A 22,300-nucleotide genomic window follows, 5' to 3' on the forward strand; every position below is an offset into this window, starting at 1 on the left:
GCGGGGCTTCAAAGAGTGACCGGTCAGGCGTGCCACAGTGTGCGGCAAGGACTATCGTCCGTTCCCAGGAGGTGCGCCGTGCCGAGCGCCGCTGTCGACCGGGCCCGCCGGGCCGCCCTCGTCGTGGCGGGGGCCCTCGCCACCGTCGTCGTCCTGCACCTGCTGGTGGGGTGGGCCCGCCGGTCCTCCGTGGCCCAGCCACCCACCGTCGACCTGACCCTGGTCATGGTCTGCCTGCTCGGTGCCCTCGCCCTCGCCGCCTGGGCCCAGCTCGGGCGGCTGCGCGACCAGGTCACGGCCCGCGGCCGGGCCCGCCACCCCGAGCGGCTCGCCGTCCTGACGGTCGACGACCTGCAGCGCCGCGCCTGCGACGGTCTGGACCCGGCCTGGGCGGACACCGCGACCCGGCACGCCTGGCGCGCGCGGTGGCGCGTGCTGGTCCCGCCGCTGGCCGTGGCCCTGACCGCCCTCGCCCTGGTGGGCCTCGCGACCATGATGAGCCGTATGGCGGCCGGCGACCTGCAGTCTCGCGGCGTGCGCACCTCGGCGCAGGTCACGGCCACCGGGTGGACCTGGACGGGCCTCGGCTACACCCCCTGGGCCCGGGTCACCCACGTCGAGCAGGGCAGCACCGTCTCCTCCACCGTCCACGGCCTGGACGCCGTGGCGGTGCCCGTCGGCACCCAGGTCGAGGTGCTGGTCGACCCGGAGGAGCCGGACGCGGTCATGGCTCCCGGCATCGTCAACCGACCGATCCTGCTGCAGTGGGCCACGAGCCTGCTGGTCCTCGTCGCCCTCGCCGCGCTGGCGGTCGCCCTGCTGCGCGCGGCCCGGCTGCTCGTCTGGCGCTCGATCCTTCGCCGCACCCCCTGGTCGCCGTGGCACGTCGACGGGCGGGTCCCCGGCGCCGTCCACGCCATCGCCGAGCCCGCCTCGCCCCTGACGGCGCCCTGCCCCGTCGTGGCCGCGACCGCCCGCCGCGCCGGGGTGCCGCTCGGGCGGGTGGGGCTGGTCGCCCCGCGCCCGGACGCGATCCTGCTGCGCCACCGGCTGCTGCTGGGCACCGCACCCGGCGAGGAGGCCGGCCGCCTGGTCGAGCTGCGGCTCCCGCCCACGGCGCCCGCGCGGTCCCGCCTGGTGCGGGCGCTCGCCCCGGAGCCGGCCGCGCCCGCCCCGCCCCCCGAGCCCGCCCCGCCCCCCGAGCCCGCGCCGGTCGCCGAGAGGGCGGTCGCCGACGCACCCGTCCCCCGGGCGAGCACCGCTGCCGTGCCCGACCCCGACGGGCAGGTCCTGGGCGGCGAGCCGGAGCCGTATGGCGACGAGGGATACGTCGAGGCCGGGCCCGCGCACGCGGTCGAGCCGGCGCCCGCGGACCTGGGCGACGCGGCGCCCCTGGACGCGCAGCCGCTCCCGGCGGAGCCGGCGCCGCGCTGACGACATACGGCCGCTCACTAGACTCACAGGTCCACCCACCACGTCTGGAGGACCCCGTGACCCGTGTGCCGAGCGGCTGGGAGCAGATCGTCGAGGCCGACCCCTCGCACTCCGCGCGCTACGTCGAGCGATTCCGGCGGATGGCGCGCGAGGGCGTGGACCTGCGGGGCGAGGCGCGCCTGGCGGACGCCATGGTGGGTCGCGGCGCGCGGATCCTGGACGCCGGGTGCGGTCCCGGGCGGGTGGGGGCCTTCCTGCACGAGGCGGGGCACACGGTCGTCGGCGTGGACGTCGACCCGGTGCTGATCGAGGCCGCCGAGGCCGACCACCCCGGACCGACCTGGCTGGTGGGCGATCTCGCCGAGCTGGACCTGCCGGCTCGAGGCATCGCCGAGCCCTTCGACCTGGTGCTGTGCGCCGGCAACGTGATGGCCTTCCTGGCGCCGTCGACGCGGGTCGACGCGCTGCGGCGGATGGGGGCGCACCTGGCCGCGGACGGCCGCCTGGTCGTGGGGTTCGGGGCGGGGCGCGACTACGACTTCGGCGCCTTCCGGATGGACGCGCGGGTGGCCGGGCTGCGCGAGTCGCTGCTGCTCGAGTCCTGGGAGCTGCGGCCCTGGCGGCCGACGAGCGAGTTCCTCGTGGCGGTGCTGGAGCGCGCGACGCGGTGAGCGCTCCTCGGCATACCTCCGCAGGACGTCGCGAGAGGTATGCCGAGAGCGTCGGTCAGTCGTCGGTGCGGGTCGAGCCGTCGGCGCGGTACTGCGACAGGTCGACCTGCGGCGTCGGCTGGAGGCGGTCGGCGGGGTTGACCGGGTGCGGGACGTGGCCGGGGCGGACCTCCGTGGCGTGCGGGTCGTCGTCCATCGTGGCGTAGTCGAAGGGACGCTCGCCGGACAGCACCGCGCGGGCCTGCTCGTGGTCGAGGGTGCCGGTCCAACGGCCGATGACCATCGTCGCGACGGCGTTGCCCGCGAAGTTCGTGACCGCGCGCGCCTCGGACATGAAGCGGTCGATGCCCACGATGATCCCGACGCCGTCGAGCAGCTCGGGACGGTGCGCCTGCAGACCGCCGGCCAGCGTCGCGAGCCCGGCGCCGGTGACGCCGGCCGCGCCCTTGGACGCGATGATCATGAAGACCAGCAGCCCGACCTGCTCGCCCACGCTCATCGGCTTGCCCATGGCGTCGGCGATGAAGATCGACGCCATGGTCAGGTAGATCGCGGTGCCGTCGAGGTTGAACGAGTACCCCGTCGGCACGACGACACCCACGGTGGAGCGGTCGACACCCGCGTGGGTCATCTTGGCCATCAGGTGCGGCAGCGCGGACTCCGAGGAGGAGGTGGCGACGATGAGCAGGAGCTCGCGGCCGAGGTACTTCAGCAGCTGCAGGATGTTGATCCGCGCGACGAGCCACAGCACCGCGCCGAGCACGAGGACCACGAACAGGAAGCACGTGAGGTAGAACCCGAGCATCAGCTTGAGCATCTCGCCCACGGCCTTGGGGCCGGACGTGCCGACGACGGCGGCGATGGCGCCGAAGGCCCCGACCGGGGCGAGCCACAGCACCATCGTCAGGATCCGGAAGACGACCTTCTGCAGGGCGGCGATCGCGGCGAGCACCGGCTCGCCCTGGCGGCCCATCCGCTGCACCGCGAAGCCCACGAGCAGCGCCACGAAGAGGGTCTGCAGCACCGACCCCGAGATCAGCGAGCTGAACAGCGTCTCCGGGATGATCCCCTGGATGAGCTCGACGGTCCCGCCGCCGTGCTCGGCCTGCTCGGCATACTTCTTGCCGGCGCCCGCGGCGACCTTGATGCCGTGGCCGGGCTGGATGAGGTTGCCGACGACCAGGCCGATCGCGAGCGCGAAGGTCGACATGGTCAGGAAGTACGCGAGGGCCATCGACCCGGCCTTGCCCACCGTCGCCGCAGCCCGGACCGAGCCGATGCCGAGCACGATGGTGCAGAAGATCACCGGGCTGATCATCATCTTGATCAGGTTGACGAAGGTCTCGCCGACCCACTTCCAGCCCTTGGCCTGCTCGGGCGCGAGGATGCCGAAGGCGATGCCGCCGAGCACGGCCACGATGACGGCGATGTAGAGCCAGTGCGAGCGGTCCCGCGGTGGGCTCGTGGGCTCGGGGATCTGCGGGTGGGTGCTCGCGGCCATTGGGGGGTCCTGTCACGTCGGTGGAGGGGTCGATCGGCGAAAGTATGCGTCCTCCTGGTCCGATATGCACCCACCTGTCCGCCGACGCCCCGCCGAGGCGCCGCCACGCTCCCGTGGCAGGCTGGACCCGTGCGATCCCTGTGTGTCTTCTGCGGCTCCAGTCCTGGCCGGTCCTCGGTGTATGCCGATGCGGCGCGCTCCCTGGGAGCGGCGCTGGCGAGCCGGGGGATCCGCCTCGTCTACGGCGGCGCCCGGGTCGGGACGATGGGGGTCGTCGCGGACGCGGCGCTGGCCGCGGGCGGCGAGGTCGTCGGCGTGATGCCGCAGCACCTGATGGACCTCGAGGTGGGGCACACCGGGCTCACCCAGCTGCACGTCGTCGGCTCGATGCACGAGCGCAAGGCCCTGATGGCCGACCTGGCCGAGGGATTCGTGGCGCTGCCGGGCGGGATGGGGACGCTGGACGAGCTCGCCGAGATCCTCACCTGGGCCCAGCTCGGGCTGCACGCCAAGCCGGTGGGGGCGCTCGACGTGGGCGGCTTCTGGCAGCCGCTGCTGGGGTGGCTGGACGTGGCGCGGGACGAGGGTTTCCTGGCGCCCGCGCACCGCGAGCTGCTCGTGGTGCGGCCGACGGTGGACACGCTGCTGGACGCGCTGGCCGGGGGCGCCCGCTAGCCCGGCGACCGCGTTCCGCCACACCTCCCGCTCCTGCGGCCGCCGGCTCCCCTCGCACCGGCGCTCGGAGCTTAGGAACCACACGTCGTGGGCGCCAAGACGTGCAGCTGGTGTGCTGCGAGCGCCGAAGTGAAGCGGGTGGGTGGGGCGGGAGTGGTCGGGGGACAGGACGTGGGGGTATGCCGGGTCAGGGGGCGAGCCCGCGCAGCACCTCGCCGGCGGGTGCCTCCCGCGCGGCCTGCCACCCGGCGCCCGCCCACAGCGAGACACCTTGGGGGTCACCGGCCTTCGCAGCGGCGGCCCGCAGCGGCCTGGTCAGCTGGTCGACCTGGGGAAACACCGCGGGCGCGGCGGCGTCGTGCGCCTCCACGAATCTGTTGCGCAGCCCGCGGGCCGGCCGTCCGGAGAAGGCCCGGGTCACCACGGCTCGCATCCCCGGCAGCCGCAGCCCCGCCCGGTGGACCGCGGACGTGCCCGCCTCCGGGGTCAGCAGCAGCGCGGTGCCCACCTGGACGGCCCGGGCGCCGGCGTCGAGGAGGCGGCGGACGTCTCCCGAGGTGGCGACCCCGCCGGCGACGACGCACGGGACCCCGAGGTCGCGCACGAGCGGGAGCAGACCGAGCGCGTCGAGGTGGTTGGGCTCGTCCTCGACGCGGTGGGTGGAGCGGTGGCCACCCGCGTCGCAGCCCTGCACGACGAGCGCGTCGACGCCGAGCGCGGCGGCGTGGCGCGCCTCGTCCTCGCCGGTCACGGTCACCCACACCTGCGTGCCCACGTCGTGGAGCGCGCCCACCACCTCCGGCGCCGGCAGCCCGAAGGTGAACGACACCACGGCCACCGGGTCGACCAGGGTGAGCAGCGCGATCTTGTCGTCATACGCGTCGGTGTCGGACCAGTCGGGCTCGGGCAGCCGCACCCCCAGCCGGTCGGCGTCGCCCTGCAGCTGCTGGGTGTATGCCGAGACGGCGGCCTGCCCCGCCGCCCGGACCGATCCGGACGGCACGAAGACGTTGACGCCGAAAGGCCTGTCTCCCACCAGGTCCCGGGTGGCGGCGAGCTCGGCGGCCACTGCCGCCGGGGTCGTGTAGCCCGCGGCCAGGAAGCCCGTGCCGCCTGCCGCGCAGGCGGCCGCGACGAGGGCCGGCGTGGAGGGGCCACCCGCCATCGGGGCGGCGACGAGGGGCAGGGTCAGCGTGTCGAGCAGCGTCATGTCCCCAGCCTGCCAAGCTCGGGGTGGCGCTGCTCCCCGGGCGGTCGGGCCGGGCTCGAGGGGTCGGGATGGGGCCTGGGTGGGCCGGTGGGCAGCCCCGGTCAGGGGAGGGGTCCGGGGCCTGATGGCTGGGGGCAGGCGGGCGAAGGCGGACGCCCTCCCGCAGGGGACGTGATGCCGCAGATGGCGGTGCAGGACCACCCCATGCTGGGCTGACAGCTGACGACCCAGGGCCGTCGCCTTGTCGCCCCACCCGCGTCGTGACAGCCTGGGGACATGACGGACACTCGGTGGCGCACCTGGCTGGGCCGGCTGCCCGACCTGGCGCTGCGGCTGCTGGCGGGCATCCTCGCGAGCTGGGCCGGGGTGCAGGCCTCGCACGCCCGCTGGACCCGGACGGCGCTCTTCGGAGTGGTCGCGCTGGCCCTCGTGACGGTCGGGATGCGGCTCCGCCGACGCCGGATCGAGCGAGAGCGGGCCTGCGCGTCAGGCTGACCGCGTCGATCGGCTCAGTCGTCGCCAGGGGCGGGCAGGAGGCGGACGTTCTGCGCCTTGACCGCGAGGCTGACGGGCACCCCCGGGCGCAGCCCGAGCTCGGCCACCGCGAGCGGGGTCACGTCGGCGGCGAGCCGGACCCCGCTCGCGGTAACCGCCGTGAGCCGCACCGCCCCTGATCGGGCGGTCAGGTCGGCGACGCGAGCGGGTATGACGGTCCGCGGGCTGCCGGTGACGGTCCCGACGTGGACGGCGACGTCGGCGGGGTCCCACAGCGCCACCGCCGTGGCGCCGACGGGCACCGGCCCGCGCCCGTGGACGCGGGTGCCGTCGGCGAGCTCGATCGCGTCGGGGCCGACCGCCCGACCGCGCACCAGCGTCCGGCCGGCCAGCCGCGCCCCGAACCCGCTGCGCGGCGCGCCCAGCACCTCGGCCGCCGTTCCTCGCTCCGCGACCCGCCCGCTCTCCAGCACGGTCACGTCGTGGGCGAGGCCGGCGACGTCGAGCGGGTCGTGGGTGACGAGCAGGGCCCGGACGCCGCTGTCGTGCAGCACCGCTCGCAGCACCTGGCGCATCTCGGCGGCCACGTCGACGTCCAGCGCCGAGAGCGGCTCGTCGAGCAGCAGCACGGCGGGCTCGGCCGCGAGCGCCCGGGCCAGGGCCACCCGCTGGGCCTGGCCGCCCGACAGCCGGTCCCCGCGCCGCCGCGCGAGATCCGCAGCTCCCACCCGCTCCAGCCATCGCACGGCGACCGTGTCGGCCGCCCGGCGCGACAGCCCCCGCGCCCGCGCCCCGAAGGCCACGTTGGTCCGCACGTCCAGGTGGGGGAAGACGAGCGGGTCCTGCCCGAGCAGCGTCACCCCGCGCCGGTGCGCCGGGATCCACGTGAAACCGTCCTGCAGCACGCGCTCCCCCACCACCACCTCGACGCCCGGTGCCCGCAGCAGCCCGGCGACCACGGCGAGCAGCGTGGACTTGCCCGCCCCGTTGGGCCCGACGAGCGCGGACACCCCTGGCCCGGCGAAGGACTCGTCGACGTCGAGCCCGCGCTGCGGCACCCGCGCGCACACCCGCAGGGCGGGCGCAAGGTCGCGCGGCGACGGAGACCGAGACCCGGCCCCGGAGAGCACGCCGGTCTCGACGCCGAGCGCGGGACCAGATACGGCGTCGCCAGGCCGCACGCCGCCCGGCCGCCCCTCGGCATACCTGCTCATGACGTCGGCCTGCGCAGGTGCACCAGCCCGACCACGACGGCTGCGACGACCACCAGCACCAGCGAGAGGGCTACGGCCGCAGCGGGATCGGTCTCGCGCGCGAGGTAGATCTCCAGCGGCAGGGTGCGGGTGACGCCGGGCAGCGAGCCGGCGAAGGTCAGCGTCGCGCCGAACTCCCCCAGCGACCGGGCGAACGCCAGCACCGCCCCCGACGCGACCCCGGGCAGCACGAGCGGCAGGGTCACCCGGCGCAGGACCGTCGTGGGCCCCGCGCCGAGCGTGGCGGCCACCTGCTCGTAGCGTCCGCCCGCGCTGCGCAGCGCCCCCTCCAGGGACATGACGAGGAAGGGCAGCGCCACGAAGGCCTGCGCCAGCACCACCGCCAGGGTCGTGAATCCGACTCGTACGCCCACCAGCTCGAGGTGGTGCCCCAGCAGGCCCCGGCGCCCGAGGGTGGTCAGCAGCGCGATCCCGCTGACCACGGGCGGCAGCACGAGCGGGAGCAGGACGAGCATCCGCAGCACCGACAGCCCGGGCCAGGAGGTGCGCGCCAGCACCAGCGCGAGCGGCACCCCGAGGACCAGGCACAGGGCGGTGGACGCGGCGGCGGTGCGCAGGCTCAACCCCAGGGCCTCGACCGAGGCGGGCGCACTGACCAGGCCCCACCAGCGGTCCCAGGGCACCTGCGCGACCAGGGCGAGCAGGGGTATGCCGACGAAGGCCGCCCCCAGCGCCGCGGGCAGCCAGACCCAGCGCGGCAGGGCCGTGGCCGAGGTGGCGCCCGCCCGCCTCACGGGGACTGGAAGCCCAGCTGCGTCAGCACGGCTCGTCCCGTGGGCCCGCGGACGAGGTCGACGAAGGCCGCCGCGTCCCCGCTCCCCTTGCTCGCCGCGGTGACCGCGATCGGATAGACGTTGACGGCCGTGGCCGCCTCCGGGAAGGGCACGCCGGCGACGGCCCCGCCCGCCCCCGCAGCGTCGGTGCGATAGACCAGGCCGGCGTCGGCCTGACCGGACGTGACCTTGCCGAGGACGTCGGTGACCGACTGCTCCTCGCTCACCGGATCCAGGGTCACCCCGGCGGCGTGCTGCACCGCGGTGGCCGCCGCGCCGCACGGGACCTGGGGTGCGCAGACGACGACCTGCGTCCCGTCCTTGGCGAGGTCGGCCAGCGAGGTCACGCCGCGCGGGTTGCCGGGGGCGGTGACGATGGTGAGCGTGTTGGTCGCGAAGGGCGTGGGGACGCCCGAGACGAGGGATCCCGCGACGGCCTTGCCCATGGTCCGCTCGTCGGCGGTCGCGAGGACGTCGGCGGGGGCACCCTGCTCGAGCTGGGCGACCAGGTCGCTGGACCCCGCGAAGCTGAACCGCACCCGCACCCCGGGGTGCGTCCGCTCGAAGTCCTGCCCGAGGCGGGTGAAGGCGCGCTCGAGGGAGGCGGCGGCGAGGACGGTGACAGTGCGGGCGTCGCCGGGACGGGCGGCCTGCGCGGACGTCGCGCCCCCGGTCGACCCACCGGCAGGCGAAGCGCCCTGGGACGAACCGGCCTGGGACGCAGTGCCGTTGGACAGGCCAGGGGTGGCCCCGGGCGGCGCGGAGCCCTCGCCGGACACCCCGAGGCAGCCCGACAGCCCGAGGGACGCGGCGACGGCGAGGGGGACGGCCCGGAGGGAGACGGCAGGTCTGCGCGTGCGGCGCCGGACCGGCGGGCAGGTGCGGTGGTGCTTCGGCATACGACTCATGACCGCCCGCCCGGGGTCTCCACGATGACGGTGGTGGCCTTGACGACCGCGACGGCCAGGGCGCCGGGCTCCAGCCCGAGCGACTCGGCGGAGCGCCGGCTCATCAGCGACACGATGCCGAACGGCCCGCACTGGAGCGTGACCTCGGCCATCACCCCGTCGACGAGCACCTCGGTGACCAGGCCGACGAGACGGTTGCGGGCCGACGACCCGACCCCGAGCACGTCGGGCAGCTCCCCCGACTGCTCGCGCGCCACCCGGGCCAGGTCCACCCCGTCGAGCACGATCCGGCCCGAGCCGTCCCGTCCGGCGGCCAGCTGCCCCTGGTCCACCCACCGCCGGACCGTGTCGTCGCTGACGCCCAGCAGCGCCGCCGCGTCCCGCACCCGGATCTGATCACTCACCTGGGCATCGTAGCCGCACCTGCGGCACGATGACGGCTCTGGCACCGCAGATACGGCATAAGAGTGCGCCTCCGATCGAGAGAGTCTCGGTTCGCCGACCAGCGGCCCGTCCACGGGGCCGCGGCAGGCGCCCCTCACCGTCCGGGGGAGCCGGGCCGGTCCGACCTGCCACGCCGCGACACTGACCCACCCGTGGTGGAGCGTCAGACGCGGCGGGTCGTGATCGTGAACCCCTGGGACACCAGGCGGGCCGCGCAGGCCTCGCCCAGCCCCGTCGCCGGCGTGAGCACCCCGGTCAGGGCGGGCAGGCGGGGGCGGTCGAGCACCAGGGTCAGGGCGGCCTCGCCGATCATGATGGCCGTGCCGTCATACCCGGGGTCGTAAGACGCGGCCACGGTCGTGACGTAGCGCGCCCCGGTGGTCGTGGTCGCGTGCACCTCCATGACGAACTCGCCACGGGCGCGGGCCTGCTCGCTCGGCCCCTCGCCGGGCGACGGCAGCACCCGGTCCACGACCTGCCGCAGCCCCGGCGTCGCGAGGCCCGTGGCCAGGGCGGGCAGCACCGACGCCATGCCCAGGGCCTTGAGCGGGGCGAGCCGCCCACGGCCGGTGTCCACGACCTCGCGATAGCGCAGACCCCGGCCGTAGGCCCAGTCCACGAGCGCGTTGCTGCGGCGCACCACCTGCGCGTTGAAGCCGCCCATGAAGAACGGCGCCGCCCACGACCCCGTGTCCGCCGAGCGCTCCAGCACCACCTGGCCGACGCGCCCCTCCGGCTCGGGCTCCGCGGCCCGATCGGGGCTCAGGGCATAGGGATCCACGACCTTGCGGGCGAGCGAGCGGTCGCCGCGCACGCTGTCGACCTGCAGCCGCATCGAGTCGAGGGTGCCGCCGCTCATGCCGCCCCGCATCCGCCGCACGTGCAGCGTGGTCTCGGTGAGGGTGCCCTGCCCCTCCTCGCGGGCGTGGTCGGCGGTCAGCAGCACCCCGAGGTCGGACGGCATCGAGTCGAACCCGCACGAGTGGACGATCCGCGCACCCGAGCGGCGGGCGACCTCGTCGTAACGGTCGATCGAGTCGCGGACGAAGAGCGTCTCCCCGGTCAGGTCCACGTAGTCGGTGCCGGCGTAGGCGCACGCCGACACCAGCGGAAGGCCGTGCCGTGCATAGGGACCCACCGTCGACAGCACGACATGGGTGTGCTCGGCCAGCACCGCGAGCGAGTCCTCGTCCGAGGAGTCCGCCACGACGAGCGACCAGCGCCCCGCCGACGCCGGCAGCGAGCGCCGCACCTCCTCCAGCCGCTCCCGCGAGCGGCCGGCGAGGCCGATCCGCACCCCCGCAGGGGCGTTGCGGGCGAGGTGTCCGGCGATCAACCGTCCGACATACCCCGTCGCTCCGTAGACGACGACGTCGAGGTCACGGTCACGGTCCCGGCCGATGGTGGTCTCGGTCACGCTCTGCAGGCTCATGCGTCGATCATGCCCCGGACGACGCTGTCGCGGTCAACCCGACCGCCATACGCTCCCTCCACGGCAACGACGCCCCCGGAGGACACCATGACCAACCTCGCGACCATCCTGACGACCACGGCCCGGCGACAGCCCGAGCACGTCGCGCTGCGGCAGGACGAGCAGGAGCTCACGTATGCCGAGCTCGAGCACCGGTCCGCGCTGGCCGCCGGCTGGGTGCAGGGCCAGGGGGTGCGGCCGGGCGACCCGGTGGTGCTGAGCCTGCCCAACGTCACGGCCTTCGTCATCGCCTACTTCGGAATCCTGCGCGCGGGCGGCGTGGTCGTCCCGATGAACCCGATGTTCAAGCCCCGCGAGATCGAGTACTACCTGCGCGACTCCGGCGCCCGGCTGATCGTCGCCGCGACCCCCGACGCCGCCGAGGGTGCCCGCGAGGCGGACGCGACCTTCGTCGACGTGCAGGAGCTGCCCGCGCCGCCGGCCGCGGCCACGCCCCTGCCCGAGGTCGTCGACCGCGACGACGACGACACCGCGGTCATCCTCTACACCTCCGGCACCACCGGCCGGCCCAAGGGCGCCGAGCTGCGCCACCGCAACCTGCTCAGCAACGCCCGCACCACCAACGACACCCTGGTCCGGCTCACCCCCGACGACACCGTGATCGGCTGCCTGCCGCTGTTCCACGTCTTCGGGATGACCTGCGCGATGAACACCGCCGTCCTCGCCGGCGCCACCCTCACCCTGATCCCGCGGTTCACGCCGGACCAGGCGCTGCGCGTCGTCGAGCGCGACCGCGCCACGGTCTTCGAGGGCGTCCCGACCATGTATGCCGCGATGCTGCAGACCGCCCGCACCCTCGCCGCCGGGGGCTCGGCGGTGCCCGACCTGTCCTCGTTGCGCACCTGCGTCTCCGGGGGCGCGTCGCTGCCGGTGGAGGTGCTGCGGGACTTCGAGGAGACCTTCGGCGCGATGATCCTCGAGGGCTACGGCCTGTCCGAGACCTCGCCCGTCGCGTCGTTCAACCACCCCGACGCCGACCGCAAGCCCGGGTCCATCGGCACCCCGATCCGCGGCGTCGAGATGGCGCTGCGCACCCCGGAGGGTGCGCCGGTGCCGCCCGGTGAGGTCGGCGAGATCGTCATCCGCGGAGAGAACGTCATGCGCGGCTACCGGGGGCGCCCCGACGCGACGGCGGCGGCCATCGACGCGGACGGGTGGTTCCGGTCCGGGGACCTGGGGCGCGTGGACGAGGACGGCTGCTACTTCATCGTCGACCGGGCCAAGGACATGATCATCCGCGGCGGCTACAACGTCTATCCGCGCGAGGTCGAGGAGGTCCTCTACGAGCACCCGGCCGTGCTGGAGGCCGCCGTGGTCGGCATACCGCACGAGCTGTATGGCGAGGAGGTCGCGGCCTTCGTGGCGCTGCGGCCCGGGTCGGGGCGGGCGGGCTCCGACGAGACCGCGGCCGAGCTGCGGACCTTCTGCCAGGAGCGGCTGGCGGGGTACAAGTACCCGCGCGAGATCCGGTTCGTGGACGCCCTGCCCAAGGGCGCGACCGGCAAGATCCTCAAGCGCGAGCTCCCCACGCCCTGACCCCGACCCGGACGGCCACGCGCGCCGCGCCCCGACCCGCCCACCCTCTTTCGCCACTTGCCCCTAGTAGTGGCGACACGCCGCCCGATCACCGCCACTTGCCCCTACTGGCGCACCAGAGGGGCACGAGGTGGGTGGCCAGATGCGACGAAGGGAGCCGCGCCACCCTCTCGGGCGGCGCGGCTCCCCTCGTCGGCGCGGGTCAGCGCTGCGGACCGAGACCGGTCAGCTTGCCGGAGATGCCGCCCGCGGCGCGCAGCGCAGCACCCTCCTCGAAGGACGTCGTCGGGACGCGGCGGCTCGCCAGCTTGGCCTCCTCGACCATGGCGAGCAGCATCTTGCCCGGGTCCTCGTCGGGCCACAGGTACAGCGCCATCGCGCCGGGGATCGAGTTGACCTCGTTGACGAAGATCTCGGTCCCGTCGGTCAGGAAGTCGACGCGGTTGATGCCGGTCAGGCCGGTCAGCTCGGCGACCTGGAGGGCCAGCTCACGGGCCCGCGCCTCCAGCTCGGGACTGATCTGGGCGGGCAGCTCGCGCGGTGCGGAGGACATGCCGTCGGTGCCGCCGCCCATGTACTTCCCGGCGTAGTCGTAGATCGCGCCGCCCTCCTTGCGCAGGGGCTTCTCGATCAGCGACGTCTTGACCTCGGGCGCGGTGGTGAACGAGATGTTCAGGTCCCACAGGTCGTCGCGGAAGGGCTCGACCACGGCGCCGGCGCGCATGTGCAGCGAGCTCTTGAGCAGGGCCAGCGCCGTGTCGTAGTCATCGACGACCTCGATGCCGATCGAGCTGCCGCCGAAGCGCGGCTTGACGATGTAGGGGCCCTGGAAGCTCGGACGGAAGCTCGGCGACACGATCTCGCGGCGCAGCGTCGGCACACCCGCGTCGGCCATGAGCGCGCCGAAAGCGAGCTTGTCCATGCCGAGGGCCGCGGCCGCCGGGGAGGAGCCGGTCGCGGGGACACCCAGCAGCTCGAAGAGCGCCTGCGTGCCACCGGACTCGCCGGCGCCGCCGTGCAGGGCGAGGAGCACCGCGCCGAGCTCGAGCTTCTTGGTGCCGCGGAAGCCAGCCTTCATGTGGAAGCCGTCCTCGGCACCGGCGCCGAGCCGGAGCTCGACCTTCTGCGCCTTGGCGGGTGCGCCGTCGAGGTAGTCGCGCGCCTCGGTCTGCGGCGGCACCGCGTGCCAGCGGCCTCCGCGGTCCCAGTAGAGGCACTGGACCTGGGCGCCGGCGCGTTGCAGCACGCGCTCGCACTGCAGGCCGGTGAGGATCGAGATGTCATGCTCGGCCGAGGGCCCGCCGAAGACGACGGTCACGGTCTGGGTCATGGTCGTGGTGACCTTTCTGCAGACGTTCTGGTGGGTTTGGTGCTGATCGTATGCCGGAGGCCGGACCTCGCTGACCGGGCGGCTGCCCGGCGCGCCGCCGGACGCCCGCCCGGGACTCGCTCAGGGGATGACGCCGTCGTCGAGGTCGACCGACGCGCCGACGCGCCCCGCCGCCGCGGGTGCGAGCGCGAAGCCCGCGGACCGCAGCAGACCCTGGGCGGCGACGTTGGTCGCCGCGGTGTCGGCGACGACCCGCCGGGCACCCTGACGTCGCGCCTGGTCGAGGACGAGTCTGGTTGCTGCCGTGGAGATTCCCCGACCACGGACGGAGCGGGCGAGCCAGATCCCGGTCTCCAGGACGCCGGGCTCGTCGGTGGTCCGCAGCCGCACGCACCCCACCGGGTCGGCGCCGGACAGGACCGCCCAGGTCGCCTCCCCGGAGGGCTCGGTCAGCCCGGTGCGGCAGCGACGGTGGTGGTCCTCGAACCACGCGACCCGCTCGGGCGTCCAGTCGTCGCCCGGCGTGATCGGCGCAGTGACCTCACCCGCAGTGGCGTCCGTGGTGGCCACGGTGACCAGGTGCGCGAGCAGCTCGTCGTCGACGGCGGCGAGGGTGACGGTGGCGTCCATGCCCGCGAGCCTAGGGGAATCCGCTGCCGGCATACGACCCCTCGCGGACGCGCCGAGCCGCCCTCCCCCGTGCCTCCGCCACCCGCAGATCGGGCCAGGCTGGCCCCGTGGCACGTTCAACGAGGGTCCACAACGCACCGATCGGGGCCAGCCTGGCCCCAGGAAGCCCCCGGACAGCCCCCAGATGCAGCCGGACCCCTCGGATACCCTGGGAGGCCGCGGACGCCCCCCACGTGTGCCGCGACGAGCCCGGGCGCGACGGGGCCCGGGCGCCACCCCACGAGGGATGCCACCCGGGCCCGGGTCCGACAGGCGGTCTGGTCAGGCGTAGTGGTCGGGCAGGTCGTTCTCGAAGAGGACCACGTCGCCGGCCGCGGTCTGGGCCATGATCTCGGCGGCCGCGGCCTCCCGCGAGGGATAGGTGCGCACCTCGCCCGGCTGCCCCTGCGCGCCCGCGAGCAGCGCCCGCCGGTTGGTCAGGCCGGTGATCGCCAGCACCTGGTCGGGCATGGCCGTCGCGTCGGCCGCGAAGGCCCGGTTGCGCGCCGCCTGCTGGTCGCCCAGCTCGACCATGCCGGGGGTGATCGTCCAGATCCGACCGCCCTCGCCCACCGCGGCCCGCGCGGACCGCAGCGCCGAGGCGGCGCCGTCGGGGTTGGAGTTGTAGGTGTCGTCGATGACGGCGACCCCGCGCTCGTCGCGCTGCAGCTCGGCGCGGTGGGCCGCACCCGGCAGGTCGATCATCAGCGGCGCCAGCGACGCGGCGGGCACGTCGAGCGCCCGCGCGATGCCCACGGCGATGGCGAGGTTGATCGGGTGGCCGGCGGGCGGCGCGTCCACGGTGGTGACGTGCTCGCCGTCGACGGTGACCTCCCAGCGGCCGCCGCCCGCGACGGCGGTCCCCGAGGCGTCCCCCACCGAGGCGCCCGCCAGCGGGGCGACGACCACGTCGGCCCAGCCCCCCGCGGTTGCGGAGCAGCGCACGACCCGCTTGACCCCCTCGAGCCGGTCGGCGAGGGCCGCGAGCTCGGGCACGTCGACGTTGAGCACCGACACGGCCGCCTCCTCGGTGATCTCCGACTTGGCCGCCACGATGGTCTCGCGGTTCTTCATCCGCTCCAGGTGAGCCTCGCCGATGGTGGTGATCGCGGCGATCGTGGGCGGGAAGACCGTGCACAGCTCGCGGATCTCGCCGGGCCCGTAGGTGCCCATCTCGGCCACGAACACCTCGGTGCCGGGCACCAGCCGGTCGTTGACGGTGCGCGACAGCCCCATGAGGTTGTTGAACGACGCGGGCGAGGCGACGGCGGCGTGCGAGCGGGAGAGCAGCTGGTTGACGTAGAGCTTGGTCGAGGTCTTGCCGTAGGACCCGGTGATCGCCACCACGGTGGGTCGCATCCGGCGCAGCTTGTCCTGCGCCTCGACGACGAACTTCTGCGCCATCCGCCGCTCCACCGGCCGCATGATCGCCATGGCCAGGTCCACCAGCGGCACGGCGAGCAGGGCGACCACCGCGGCGGCATACGGCCCGCGCGCGAGCCCGGCGGCCGCGACGAGGACGAGCTGCAGGCCGACGGTCACGGCGCAGAGCCGCTTCATCCGGTCGGTCCACGCGAGCGCCTTGGTCGTCCCGCGCACGGGCAGGCCGAGCGGCCAGGCGGCGATGGCGGCGAGCCCGACGAGGGTGAACGGCTTGCTCCACAGGCCCGCGCCGATGCAGATGGCGGCGGCGCCGAGCAGCACGGCGTTCTCCGGCTTGACCTCGGTCCACAGCCGCGCCATGGCGGTGTCGCGGCCGGGCTCGTAGTGCTCCCGCTGCGCGACCCGCAGCCAGCGCGAGTCCTCGGCAGCGAGCGCGGCGGCCACGGCGGCCCAGGTGACGACGTCGAGGATCACGGGCGGGACTCCTTGGGGCTGGCGAGGACGCGGTCCAGGGCGGACCGCAGGTGGGTGACGAGGGCGTCGTCGAGCAGGTGGGCGGACCCCTCCACGACGTCGAGGTGGGCGGTGGGGCCGACGAGCTCGGCGGCCGCGCGCGCCATGGCGACGGGAGCCGCGGTGTCTCCTGCCCCCCAGACCATCTCGGTCGGTATGCCGGCGGCGCGCACGGCCTCCAGCTCGCTGGTGTAGTCCTCGTTGACGGCCTTGACCAGCACGGTGCGCAGCACGCCCTGGGCGGCGTTGTAGTCGGCGGAGCCGTACTTCTTGCGGTAGCGGTCGACGACGGACTCGGGCACGATCCCGCGCTGGTGCAGGGCCTTGGCGACGCGCAGGTCGAGCGGGCCTCGGGACGGCTTGGCGCCCGCCGGGGCGAGCTGCGCACGCAGCAGCGGCACGCCGGTCAGCACGAGCCCCGCGACCCCCTCCGGCCGCAGCCGGGCGCCGTGAACGGCCACCCGCCCGCCGAAGGAGTGCCCCATCAGCACCACGGGGGCGGCGGGGTCGAGGAGGGGCAGCAGCTGCTCGGCATACTGCTCGGTCGACCAGCCGTCGGGCGGGGGCGCGGTGGCCCCGAAGCCGGGCAGGTCGAGCGCGAGGGCGTCGTGGTCGCGCAGCACCGGCGCCCAGTCGTGGCGGGTGCGGGCCCAGCCGTGCAGGGCGATGACGCGAGGATGGCCGGAGCCGTGCTTCTCGGCCATCACCTGGCCGTCGAGGAGGGTAGTCAGCACCGCGCCAGTCTAGGCGTGCGCCGCTCCCCGGCCAGGCACCCCCGGCGTCGAGCCGGGCGCACGCCTACCGAGGAGTCAGGGAGGGTTCTCCGGACGACCGGCGCAGCGTCGCCGCGGGCCTGTGGGACCTGCGTCGTCGCCTCCTTGACCGCTGCGCCGCCGAGGTCGAGGACTCCCCCTGGCGCCTCGTGCTGGTGGCGGGGCGAAGCTCCGGCACCACGCCGATCCCCGAGCCGGTCGACGGACCCCTGCCCGAGACGGCGACCAGCGACCCGTCGTGGGTCCTGTCCTGCGCCGCGCCCCGCCGCCGACCGCGTCCTCCCGCACGGACCGCTATCACCCAAGCAGCGTAATGAACAGACGCCTCGTGGGGCACGCGCCACGCTGCCGCGGCAGGATGGACGCGTGACCACCCCCCCGACCGCTCCTCCCGGCGGCGGCACCAGCGCCACCGTGGACGACCCGGACCTGAGCGCCTGCCTGGATCGGGTGTGGCAGGAGCGGCACCGCTCGGCCGAGCTCTTCGCCGAGCGGGTCGCCGCGCTGCCGGACCACCCGATCACGGCGGTGATGCGGGCCCGCGCGGCGTGGGCCATGGGACGGCTGGAGGACGCGCTCACCCTGGCGATCGAGGCCGAGGAGGCCGTGCTCGAAGCCGGCCTCGACGACCGCGAGCTGTGGCACGCTCGAGCGCTGGAGAGCACCGCGGTCGTGCTGACGACCCTCGGCCTGGAGCAGGAGGCCCAGGACCGCTTCGTCGAGGCCTCGCGCTGGTATGCCGCGCGCGGCGACGTGGTGGGTCGAGCCGGCGTGCTGCAGAACTCCGCCATCTTGAGCATGCACTCCTACGAGCGGGCGACCGAGATGTTCCTGGAGGCGCTGGACCTGGCCCGCCGCGTCGACGCTCCGGCCCTCGTCGGGGTGATCCAGCTCAACATCGGTGAGATGGCCCTGCGCAGGGGACAGCTCGACCAGGCCGGGACCTGGCTCCGGCAGGCGATCGACTCCCTCGCCGGCGTGTGGCCCGAGATCCACCTCAAAGGATGCTGCCTGCTGGCCGAGTCCTGCCTGCTGGGCGGCGACCTGGCTGCCGCGCGGGCCCTGCTGGCCGAGACCCCGAACGTGCAGGAGGTGCGCAACCCCATGGTGCGCCTCACCCTGGCCCGGATGACGGCGGCGCTGGACATCCGCGACGGGTGCCCGGACCGCGCGGTCCGGCTCCTGCAGGACCAGCCGACCGACCAGCTCCCGGCCTACGAGGAGGTGCAGCTGCAGAAGGCCCTCTCCGAGGCGGCGGAGGCGGCCGGTGACCTGCCCCTCGCGCTGGCCGCTGCCCGGCGCTCGGCGGCGATCACCGACCAGCTGCGCGAGGGCGACGCCACCCGGCAGGCCCGGGCCTTGGACGCCTGGCACCGCCGCGGGCACCTGCTGCGCGACCGGGCCGCCGCCCAGGGACGCGCCGATGCCCTCGAGCAGGCTCTCGCCGAGCGCCAGTCGGCGCTGGACGAGCTGCGGGTCGCGCACGCGCGGATCCGCGAGCTGGGCTCCCGGGACGCGCTGACCGGGCTGCACAACCGCCAGCACCTGGTCGACGTCGCCCCCGGGCTGCTGGCGCTCGGCAGCCGGGAGCAGCCCGCCCAGGTGGCCCTCCTGGACCTGGACCGTTTCAAGGTGATCAACGACACTTTCGGGCACGCCGCAGGGGACCTGGTGCTGCAGACCTTCGCGGAGGTGCTGCGCGAGCACCTGCCGTCGACCGACCTCGTCACGCGGTACGGCGGGGAGGAGTTCGTCGTCGTCCGACCACCGGCGCCCGACGGCCGGGCGACCGCGTCGTTGGCCGACGACCTGGACGAGCTGCGCGGGGTCGCCCGGGAAGCGCTGCCGCCACACGTCGACGGGACGGCGCTACCGGTGATCTCGGTGAGCATCGGCGTCGTCCAGGTGGAGCGCCCCGACCTGGACCAGGCGCTCCACGCCGCCGACGACCGGATGTATGCCGCCAAGCGCGCCGGCGGCGACCGGGTCTGGGCCTGCGTGGCTCCCTGCCTGGGGCGGCCGTCGCGCACCCTGGGCCCCGCCGCCCCCGCCCGGCCGCACGGTCCGGCCCAGCAGGCTGCCGCGGGCTGAGCCCCTCGACGCTCGCAGGCTTGTCGGTGCCCGGTGCAGGACCGGCTCCGACACCGCCGCCACCCTCCCGGGCTCGCGCCGCTCCTGCTCCTGCCCCCACCTCGGGCACTCCCCGAGGCCCGTCTCCTGCTGCGGTGACGTCGTCGTCACCCCAGGTCAGCAGCCGCGGCGACGATGCTCCAGACCCGCGGGCGGCCATCACGGCACCACGAGATAGACCACCTCGGCGATGCAGGCAGGCCGCTGCGCACCCTCGACCTCGACGGTCATGGTCAGGATCATCTGCAGGCCGGCCTTGGTCTCCACGGTGTCGGTCAGCTCGATGCCGACCCGGATCGCCTTGCCCACGCGCACCGGGGTGAGGAAGCGGATCTTGTTGGCGCCGTAGTTCATCCCCATGGTCACGCCGGTGACCTCGTAGACCTCCTCGAGCATCCCCGGAATCCGTGACAGGGTGAAGTAGCCGTGCGCGATGGTCCCGCCGAAGGGCGTCTCGCGCGCCGCTCGCTCCGGGTCGACGTGGATCCACTGGTGGTCGCCCGTCGCCTCCGCGAACTGGTCGACCTGCTCCTGGGTGACCTGGTGCCACCCGGACCAGCCCAGGTGCTCGCCCGTGGCGGCGACGATCTCCTGGACCCCGTTGAACGTCTTCATGGACTGCTTCCTCTCGTCGTATGTCGGGCGGCTCCCTGCCCCTCGGTCCCCCGCTCCGGGCCTCGCTGGGGTCCTCACGGGGTCGGTCAGTCGCGTGGCCCGCCGGCGACGTAGATCACCTGCCCGCTCACGAAGCCGGACTCCTCGCCGCACAGCCACGACGCCGTCGCCGCGATGTCCTCGGGCAGGCCGACGCGCCCCACCGGGATCTGCCTGGCCGCGCGCTCCAGGAAGTCCTCGAAGGTCACACCCATGCGCTCGGCCGTCGCGCGGGTCATGTCCGTGGCGACGAAACCCGGCGCGATCGCGTTGCAGGTCACCCCGAAGCGCCCGAGCTCGATCGCCAGGGTCTTCGTGAAGCCCTGCAGGCCGGCCTTGGCGGCGGCGTAGTTGGCCTGGCCCCGGTTGCCCAGCGCCGACGTCGACGACAGGGTGACGATGCGGCCGTAGCGGGCCTCGGTCATATGCCGCTGCGCCGCCCGGCTCATCAGGAAGGCACCGCGCAGGTGCACGCCCATCACCTGGTCCCAGTCGTCCAGGGTCATCTTGAACAGCATGTTGTCGCGGATGATCCCGGCGTTGTTGACCAGCACGGTCGGCGCGCCGAGGTCGGTGGCGACCCGCTCCACGGCGGCCTCGACGCGGGCCTCGTCGGAGACGTCGACCCCGACGGCCAGCGCCCGTCCGCCGGCCTGGGTGATCTCGTCGACGACCACCTGGCAGGCGGACGCCTCCAGGTCGAGGACGGCCACGGCCATCCCGTCCGCGGCGAGACGGCGGGCCACGGCGGCGCCGATGCCGCGGGCGGCGCCGGTCACCACGGCGGTCCGCCGCTCGGGGGCGACGCCCTGGGCCGCGTCGGTGTGGGTGGTCATCGGGTCTCCTCGTCGAGCGATGTGCCGGGGTGCGGCGTGCCCGGGGCGTACGCCGCGGGCGGGTCCTCGGCAGGGTGGCGGGTGCTGCTGGTCAGTCTCCGGGAGACCGGGCCGCCGTGCCAGTCGGTGCCCCGGCCGCCGCTGGTGGAGCCGTCGACGAGGGTGGTGCCGCCGTCGCGGACCATGGTGTGCCCCGTGGTCCAAGCGGCGTCGTCGCCGAGCAGGCAGGCCACGGCGCCGGCGACGTCCTCGGGCTCGCCGAGCCGCCCGAGCGCGCAGCCGCGGGCAGCCTGCTCCTCGCGCCCGTCCCTCCCGGCGAAGCCGTCGTACGAGCCGGAGACCGGCCCGGAGTCAGTCGAGGGAAGACCTCACAGGCCGAGGTCCCGACCGATGAGCTCCTTCATGATCTCGTTCGTCCCCGCCCAGATCTTGTGGACGCGGGCGTCCCGCCAGGCGCGGGCGACGCGGTACTCGTTCATGTAGCCGTAGCCACCGTGCAGCTGGACGCACTCGTCGAGCACGTCGCACTGCACCTCGGCGGCCCACCACTTGGCCTTGGCGGCGTCGACGGCGGTGAGCTTGCCGTCGGCGTGGGCGGCGATGCACTGGTCCACGAAGGCCTGGGTGACCTCGACCTTGGTGACCATCTCGGCGATCGTGAACTTGTTGTGCTGGAAGGTGCCGATGGGCGCGCCGAAGGCCTTGCGGTCCTTGGTGTACTGGATCGTCTCGGTCAGGATCTGCCGGGCGTTGGCGAGGTTGGCGACGGCGTTGCCGAGGCGCTCCTGCGGCAGGTGCTTCATCATCTCGATGAAGCCCATGCCCTCGGGGCCGAGCAGGTGGTCGTCGGTGACCCGAACGTTCTCGAAGAACAGCTCGGAGGTGTCGGACTCGACCTGGCCGACCTTGTCGAGCTTGTTGCCCTTGGTGAAGCCGGGCATGCCGGCCTCGAGGACGAACAGCGAGATGCCCTTGGCGCCCTTGGTGGGGTCGGTGCGCACCGCGACGACGGCGAGGTCGCACTGGTGGCCGTTGGTGATGAAGGTCTTGGAGCCGTTGATGACCCACTCGTCGCCGTCCCGGACCGCGGTGGACTTGAGGGAGGCGAGGTCGGAGCCACCGGACGGCTCGGTCATGCCGATGGCGAGGATCTTCGTGCCCGCGGCGACGTCGGGCAGCCAGCGCTGCTTCTGCTCCTCGGTGCCGAGGTGCACGATGTAGGGCGCGGTGATGTCGGCGTGGATCCCGAAGCACGAGGACGCGGCGGCGGTGAACCGGCCCACCTCCTCGGCGAAGACCGCGTTGAAGCGGTAGTCGTCGATGCCGGCGCCGCCGTGCTCCTCGGGGATGCACAGGCCGAAGAAGCCCTGCCGTCCGGCCTCCTCCCAGATGTCGCGCGGGATGACGTGCTCGCGGATCATCTCCTCCGCCCGGGGGACGAGGGCGCGCTCCACGAACTCGCGGACGGACTGACGGAAGGCCTCGTGGTCCTCGCCGTAGAGGGTGCGCTCCATGGCGTCTCCTTGGGTGGGCGGCTGCGGTGCCGGTCGTGCGGTTCGGGGGTACGGCGGTGAGGTTACTGCCGGGTAGCCATTGTTT

Annotated in this window: 20 protein-coding genes and 1 pseudogene; 6 read left to right on the forward strand and 15 right to left on the reverse strand. The window is 74.4% G+C overall.

The features are described 5' to 3' along the window. Positions 1–78 precede the first annotated feature (78 nt). The gene (locus MM438_RS14875; protein WP_241454135.1) at positions 79–1,434 is read left to right on the forward strand and encodes a hypothetical protein; all 1,356 of its coding nucleotides are present in this window, start codon (positions 79–81) and stop codon (positions 1,432–1,434) included. Between the two features lie 56 nt (positions 1,435–1,490). Continuing rightward, complete coding sequence (locus MM438_RS14880; RefSeq protein WP_241454136.1) at positions 1,491–2,105, forward strand: class I SAM-dependent methyltransferase; 615 nt, start codon at positions 1,491–1,493, stop codon at positions 2,103–2,105. Between the two features lie 55 nt (positions 2,106–2,160). Here the strand turns inward: MM438_RS14880 and MM438_RS14885 are convergent, their stop codons facing one another. Then, positions 2,161–3,606, reverse strand: coding sequence for a cation:dicarboxylate symporter family transporter (locus MM438_RS14885; RefSeq protein ID WP_241454137.1), 1,446 nt, complete (start codon positions 3,604–3,606; stop codon positions 2,161–2,163). Positions 3,607–3,735: 129 nt separating this feature from the next. On the opposite strand from MM438_RS14885, the gene MM438_RS14890 reads away from it, so the two are divergent. Beyond that, positions 3,736–4,281, forward strand: coding sequence for an LOG family protein (locus tag MM438_RS14890; RefSeq protein WP_241454139.1), 546 nt, complete (start codon positions 3,736–3,738; stop codon positions 4,279–4,281). 187 nt (positions 4,282–4,468) lie between these two features. On the opposite strand, the gene MM438_RS14895 is transcribed toward MM438_RS14890, so the two are convergent. After that, positions 4,469–5,491, reverse strand: coding sequence for a nitronate monooxygenase (locus MM438_RS14895; protein WP_241454141.1), 1,023 nt, complete (start codon positions 5,489–5,491; stop codon positions 4,469–4,471). Positions 5,492–5,767: 276 nt separating this feature from the next. Between MM438_RS14895 and MM438_RS14900 the strand changes: the two genes are divergently transcribed. Then, positions 5,768–5,986 carry a hypothetical protein gene (locus MM438_RS14900; protein WP_241454143.1) on the forward strand — a complete coding sequence of 73 codons (219 nt, stop codon included), beginning with the start codon at positions 5,768–5,770 and terminating at the stop codon, positions 5,984–5,986. Positions 5,987–6,000: 14 nt separating this feature from the next. Here the strand turns inward: MM438_RS14900 and MM438_RS14905 are convergent, their stop codons facing one another. The 5 genes from MM438_RS14905 to MM438_RS14925 all read right to left on the reverse strand — a co-directional run bounded on the left by MM438_RS14905 (position 6,001) and on the right by MM438_RS14925 (position 10,817). Then, on the reverse strand, positions 6,001–7,200 hold the full coding sequence (locus tag MM438_RS14905) for a sulfate/molybdate ABC transporter ATP-binding protein (RefSeq protein ID WP_241454155.1): 1,200 nt from the start codon (positions 7,198–7,200) through the stop codon (positions 6,001–6,003). Continuing rightward, positions 7,197–7,994 carry an ABC transporter permease gene (locus MM438_RS14910; protein WP_241454157.1) on the reverse strand — a complete coding sequence of 266 codons (798 nt, stop codon included), beginning with the start codon at positions 7,992–7,994 and terminating at the stop codon, positions 7,197–7,199. The genes MM438_RS14905 and MM438_RS14910 overlap by 4 nt, the downstream gene beginning before the upstream one ends. Further along, entirely contained in the window at positions 7,991–8,932 is a 942-nt protein-coding gene (gene modA, locus MM438_RS14915) for a molybdate ABC transporter substrate-binding protein (RefSeq protein ID WP_241454158.1), read from the reverse strand. Before modA ends, MM438_RS14910 begins: the two co-directional genes overlap by 4 nt. Positions 8,933–8,937: 5 nt before the next feature. Next, positions 8,938–9,345, reverse strand: a complete 408-nt coding sequence (locus MM438_RS14920) for a TOBE domain-containing protein (protein ID WP_241454160.1) — start codon at positions 9,343–9,345, stop codon at positions 8,938–8,940. 203 nt (positions 9,346–9,548) lie between these two features. After that, entirely contained in the window at positions 9,549–10,817 is a 1,269-nt protein-coding gene (locus MM438_RS14925) for a saccharopine dehydrogenase family protein (RefSeq protein ID WP_241454169.1), read from the reverse strand. An 87-nt stretch (positions 10,818–10,904) separates the two neighbouring features. Here MM438_RS14925 and MM438_RS14930 point away from each other — a divergent pair, with 87 nt between their 5' ends. Then, positions 10,905–12,413 (forward strand): long-chain-fatty-acid--CoA ligase, encoded by a 1,509-nt coding sequence (locus tag MM438_RS14930; RefSeq protein WP_241454170.1) that lies wholly within the window; start codon positions 10,905–10,907, stop codon positions 12,411–12,413. A gap of 202 nt (positions 12,414–12,615) precedes the next feature. Here the strand turns inward: MM438_RS14930 and MM438_RS14935 are convergent, their stop codons facing one another. From MM438_RS14935 to MM438_RS14950, 4 genes are all read right to left on the reverse strand, one after another. Next, entirely contained in the window at positions 12,616–13,743 is a 1,128-nt protein-coding gene (locus MM438_RS14935; protein WP_241454172.1) for a D-alanine--D-alanine ligase family protein, read from the reverse strand. A gap of 120 nt (positions 13,744–13,863) precedes the next feature. Next, a complete protein-coding gene (locus tag MM438_RS14940; protein ID WP_241454174.1) occupies positions 13,864–14,373 on the reverse strand; it encodes a GNAT family N-acetyltransferase in 510 nt (169 codons plus the stop codon). A gap of 321 nt (positions 14,374–14,694) precedes the next feature. Then, positions 14,695–16,269 (reverse strand): Mur ligase family protein, encoded by a 1,575-nt coding sequence (locus MM438_RS14945; RefSeq protein ID WP_241454177.1) that lies wholly within the window; start codon positions 16,267–16,269, stop codon positions 14,695–14,697. Continuing rightward, positions 16,266–17,042 (reverse strand): alpha/beta fold hydrolase, encoded by a 777-nt coding sequence (locus MM438_RS14950; protein WP_241454179.1) that lies wholly within the window; start codon positions 17,040–17,042, stop codon positions 16,266–16,268. Before MM438_RS14950 ends, MM438_RS14945 begins: the two co-directional genes overlap by 4 nt. A 405-nt stretch (positions 17,043–17,447) precedes the next feature. Here MM438_RS14950 and MM438_RS16860 point away from each other — a divergent pair, with 405 nt between their 5' ends. Then, entirely contained in the window at positions 17,448–19,172 is a 1,725-nt protein-coding gene (locus MM438_RS16860) for a diguanylate cyclase (protein ID WP_241454182.1), read from the forward strand. A 198-nt stretch (positions 19,173–19,370) separates the two neighbouring features. Here the strand turns inward: MM438_RS16860 and MM438_RS14960 are convergent, their stop codons facing one another. The 4 genes and pseudogenes from MM438_RS14960 to MM438_RS14975 all read right to left on the reverse strand — a co-directional run bounded on the left by MM438_RS14960 (position 19,371) and on the right by MM438_RS14975 (position 22,215). After that, the gene (locus tag MM438_RS14960; protein ID WP_241454184.1) at positions 19,371–19,826 is read right to left on the reverse strand and encodes a MaoC family dehydratase; all 456 of its coding nucleotides are present in this window, start codon (positions 19,824–19,826) and stop codon (positions 19,371–19,373) included. An 86-nt stretch (positions 19,827–19,912) separates the two neighbouring features. After that, the gene (gene fabG / locus MM438_RS14965; RefSeq protein WP_241454186.1) at positions 19,913–20,701 is read right to left on the reverse strand and encodes a 3-oxoacyl-ACP reductase FabG; all 789 of its coding nucleotides are present in this window, start codon (positions 20,699–20,701) and stop codon (positions 19,913–19,915) included. Beyond that, a pseudogene (locus MM438_RS16865) lies at positions 20,698–21,015 on the reverse strand (SDR family oxidoreductase); the annotation flags it as partial. The gene fabG and the pseudogene MM438_RS16865, both read right to left, overlap by 4 nt. A gap of 54 nt (positions 21,016–21,069) precedes the next feature. Next, positions 21,070–22,215: an acyl-CoA dehydrogenase family protein gene (locus tag MM438_RS14975; protein WP_241454188.1), complete on the reverse strand. Its 1,146-nt coding sequence runs from the start codon at positions 22,213–22,215 to the stop codon at positions 21,070–21,072. Between the last annotated feature and the right edge of the window lie 85 nt (positions 22,216–22,300).

Source organism: Arsenicicoccus dermatophilus, from assembly GCF_022568795.1.
GTDB lineage: Bacteria > Actinomycetota > Actinomycetes > Actinomycetales > Dermatophilaceae > Arsenicicoccus > Arsenicicoccus dermatophilus.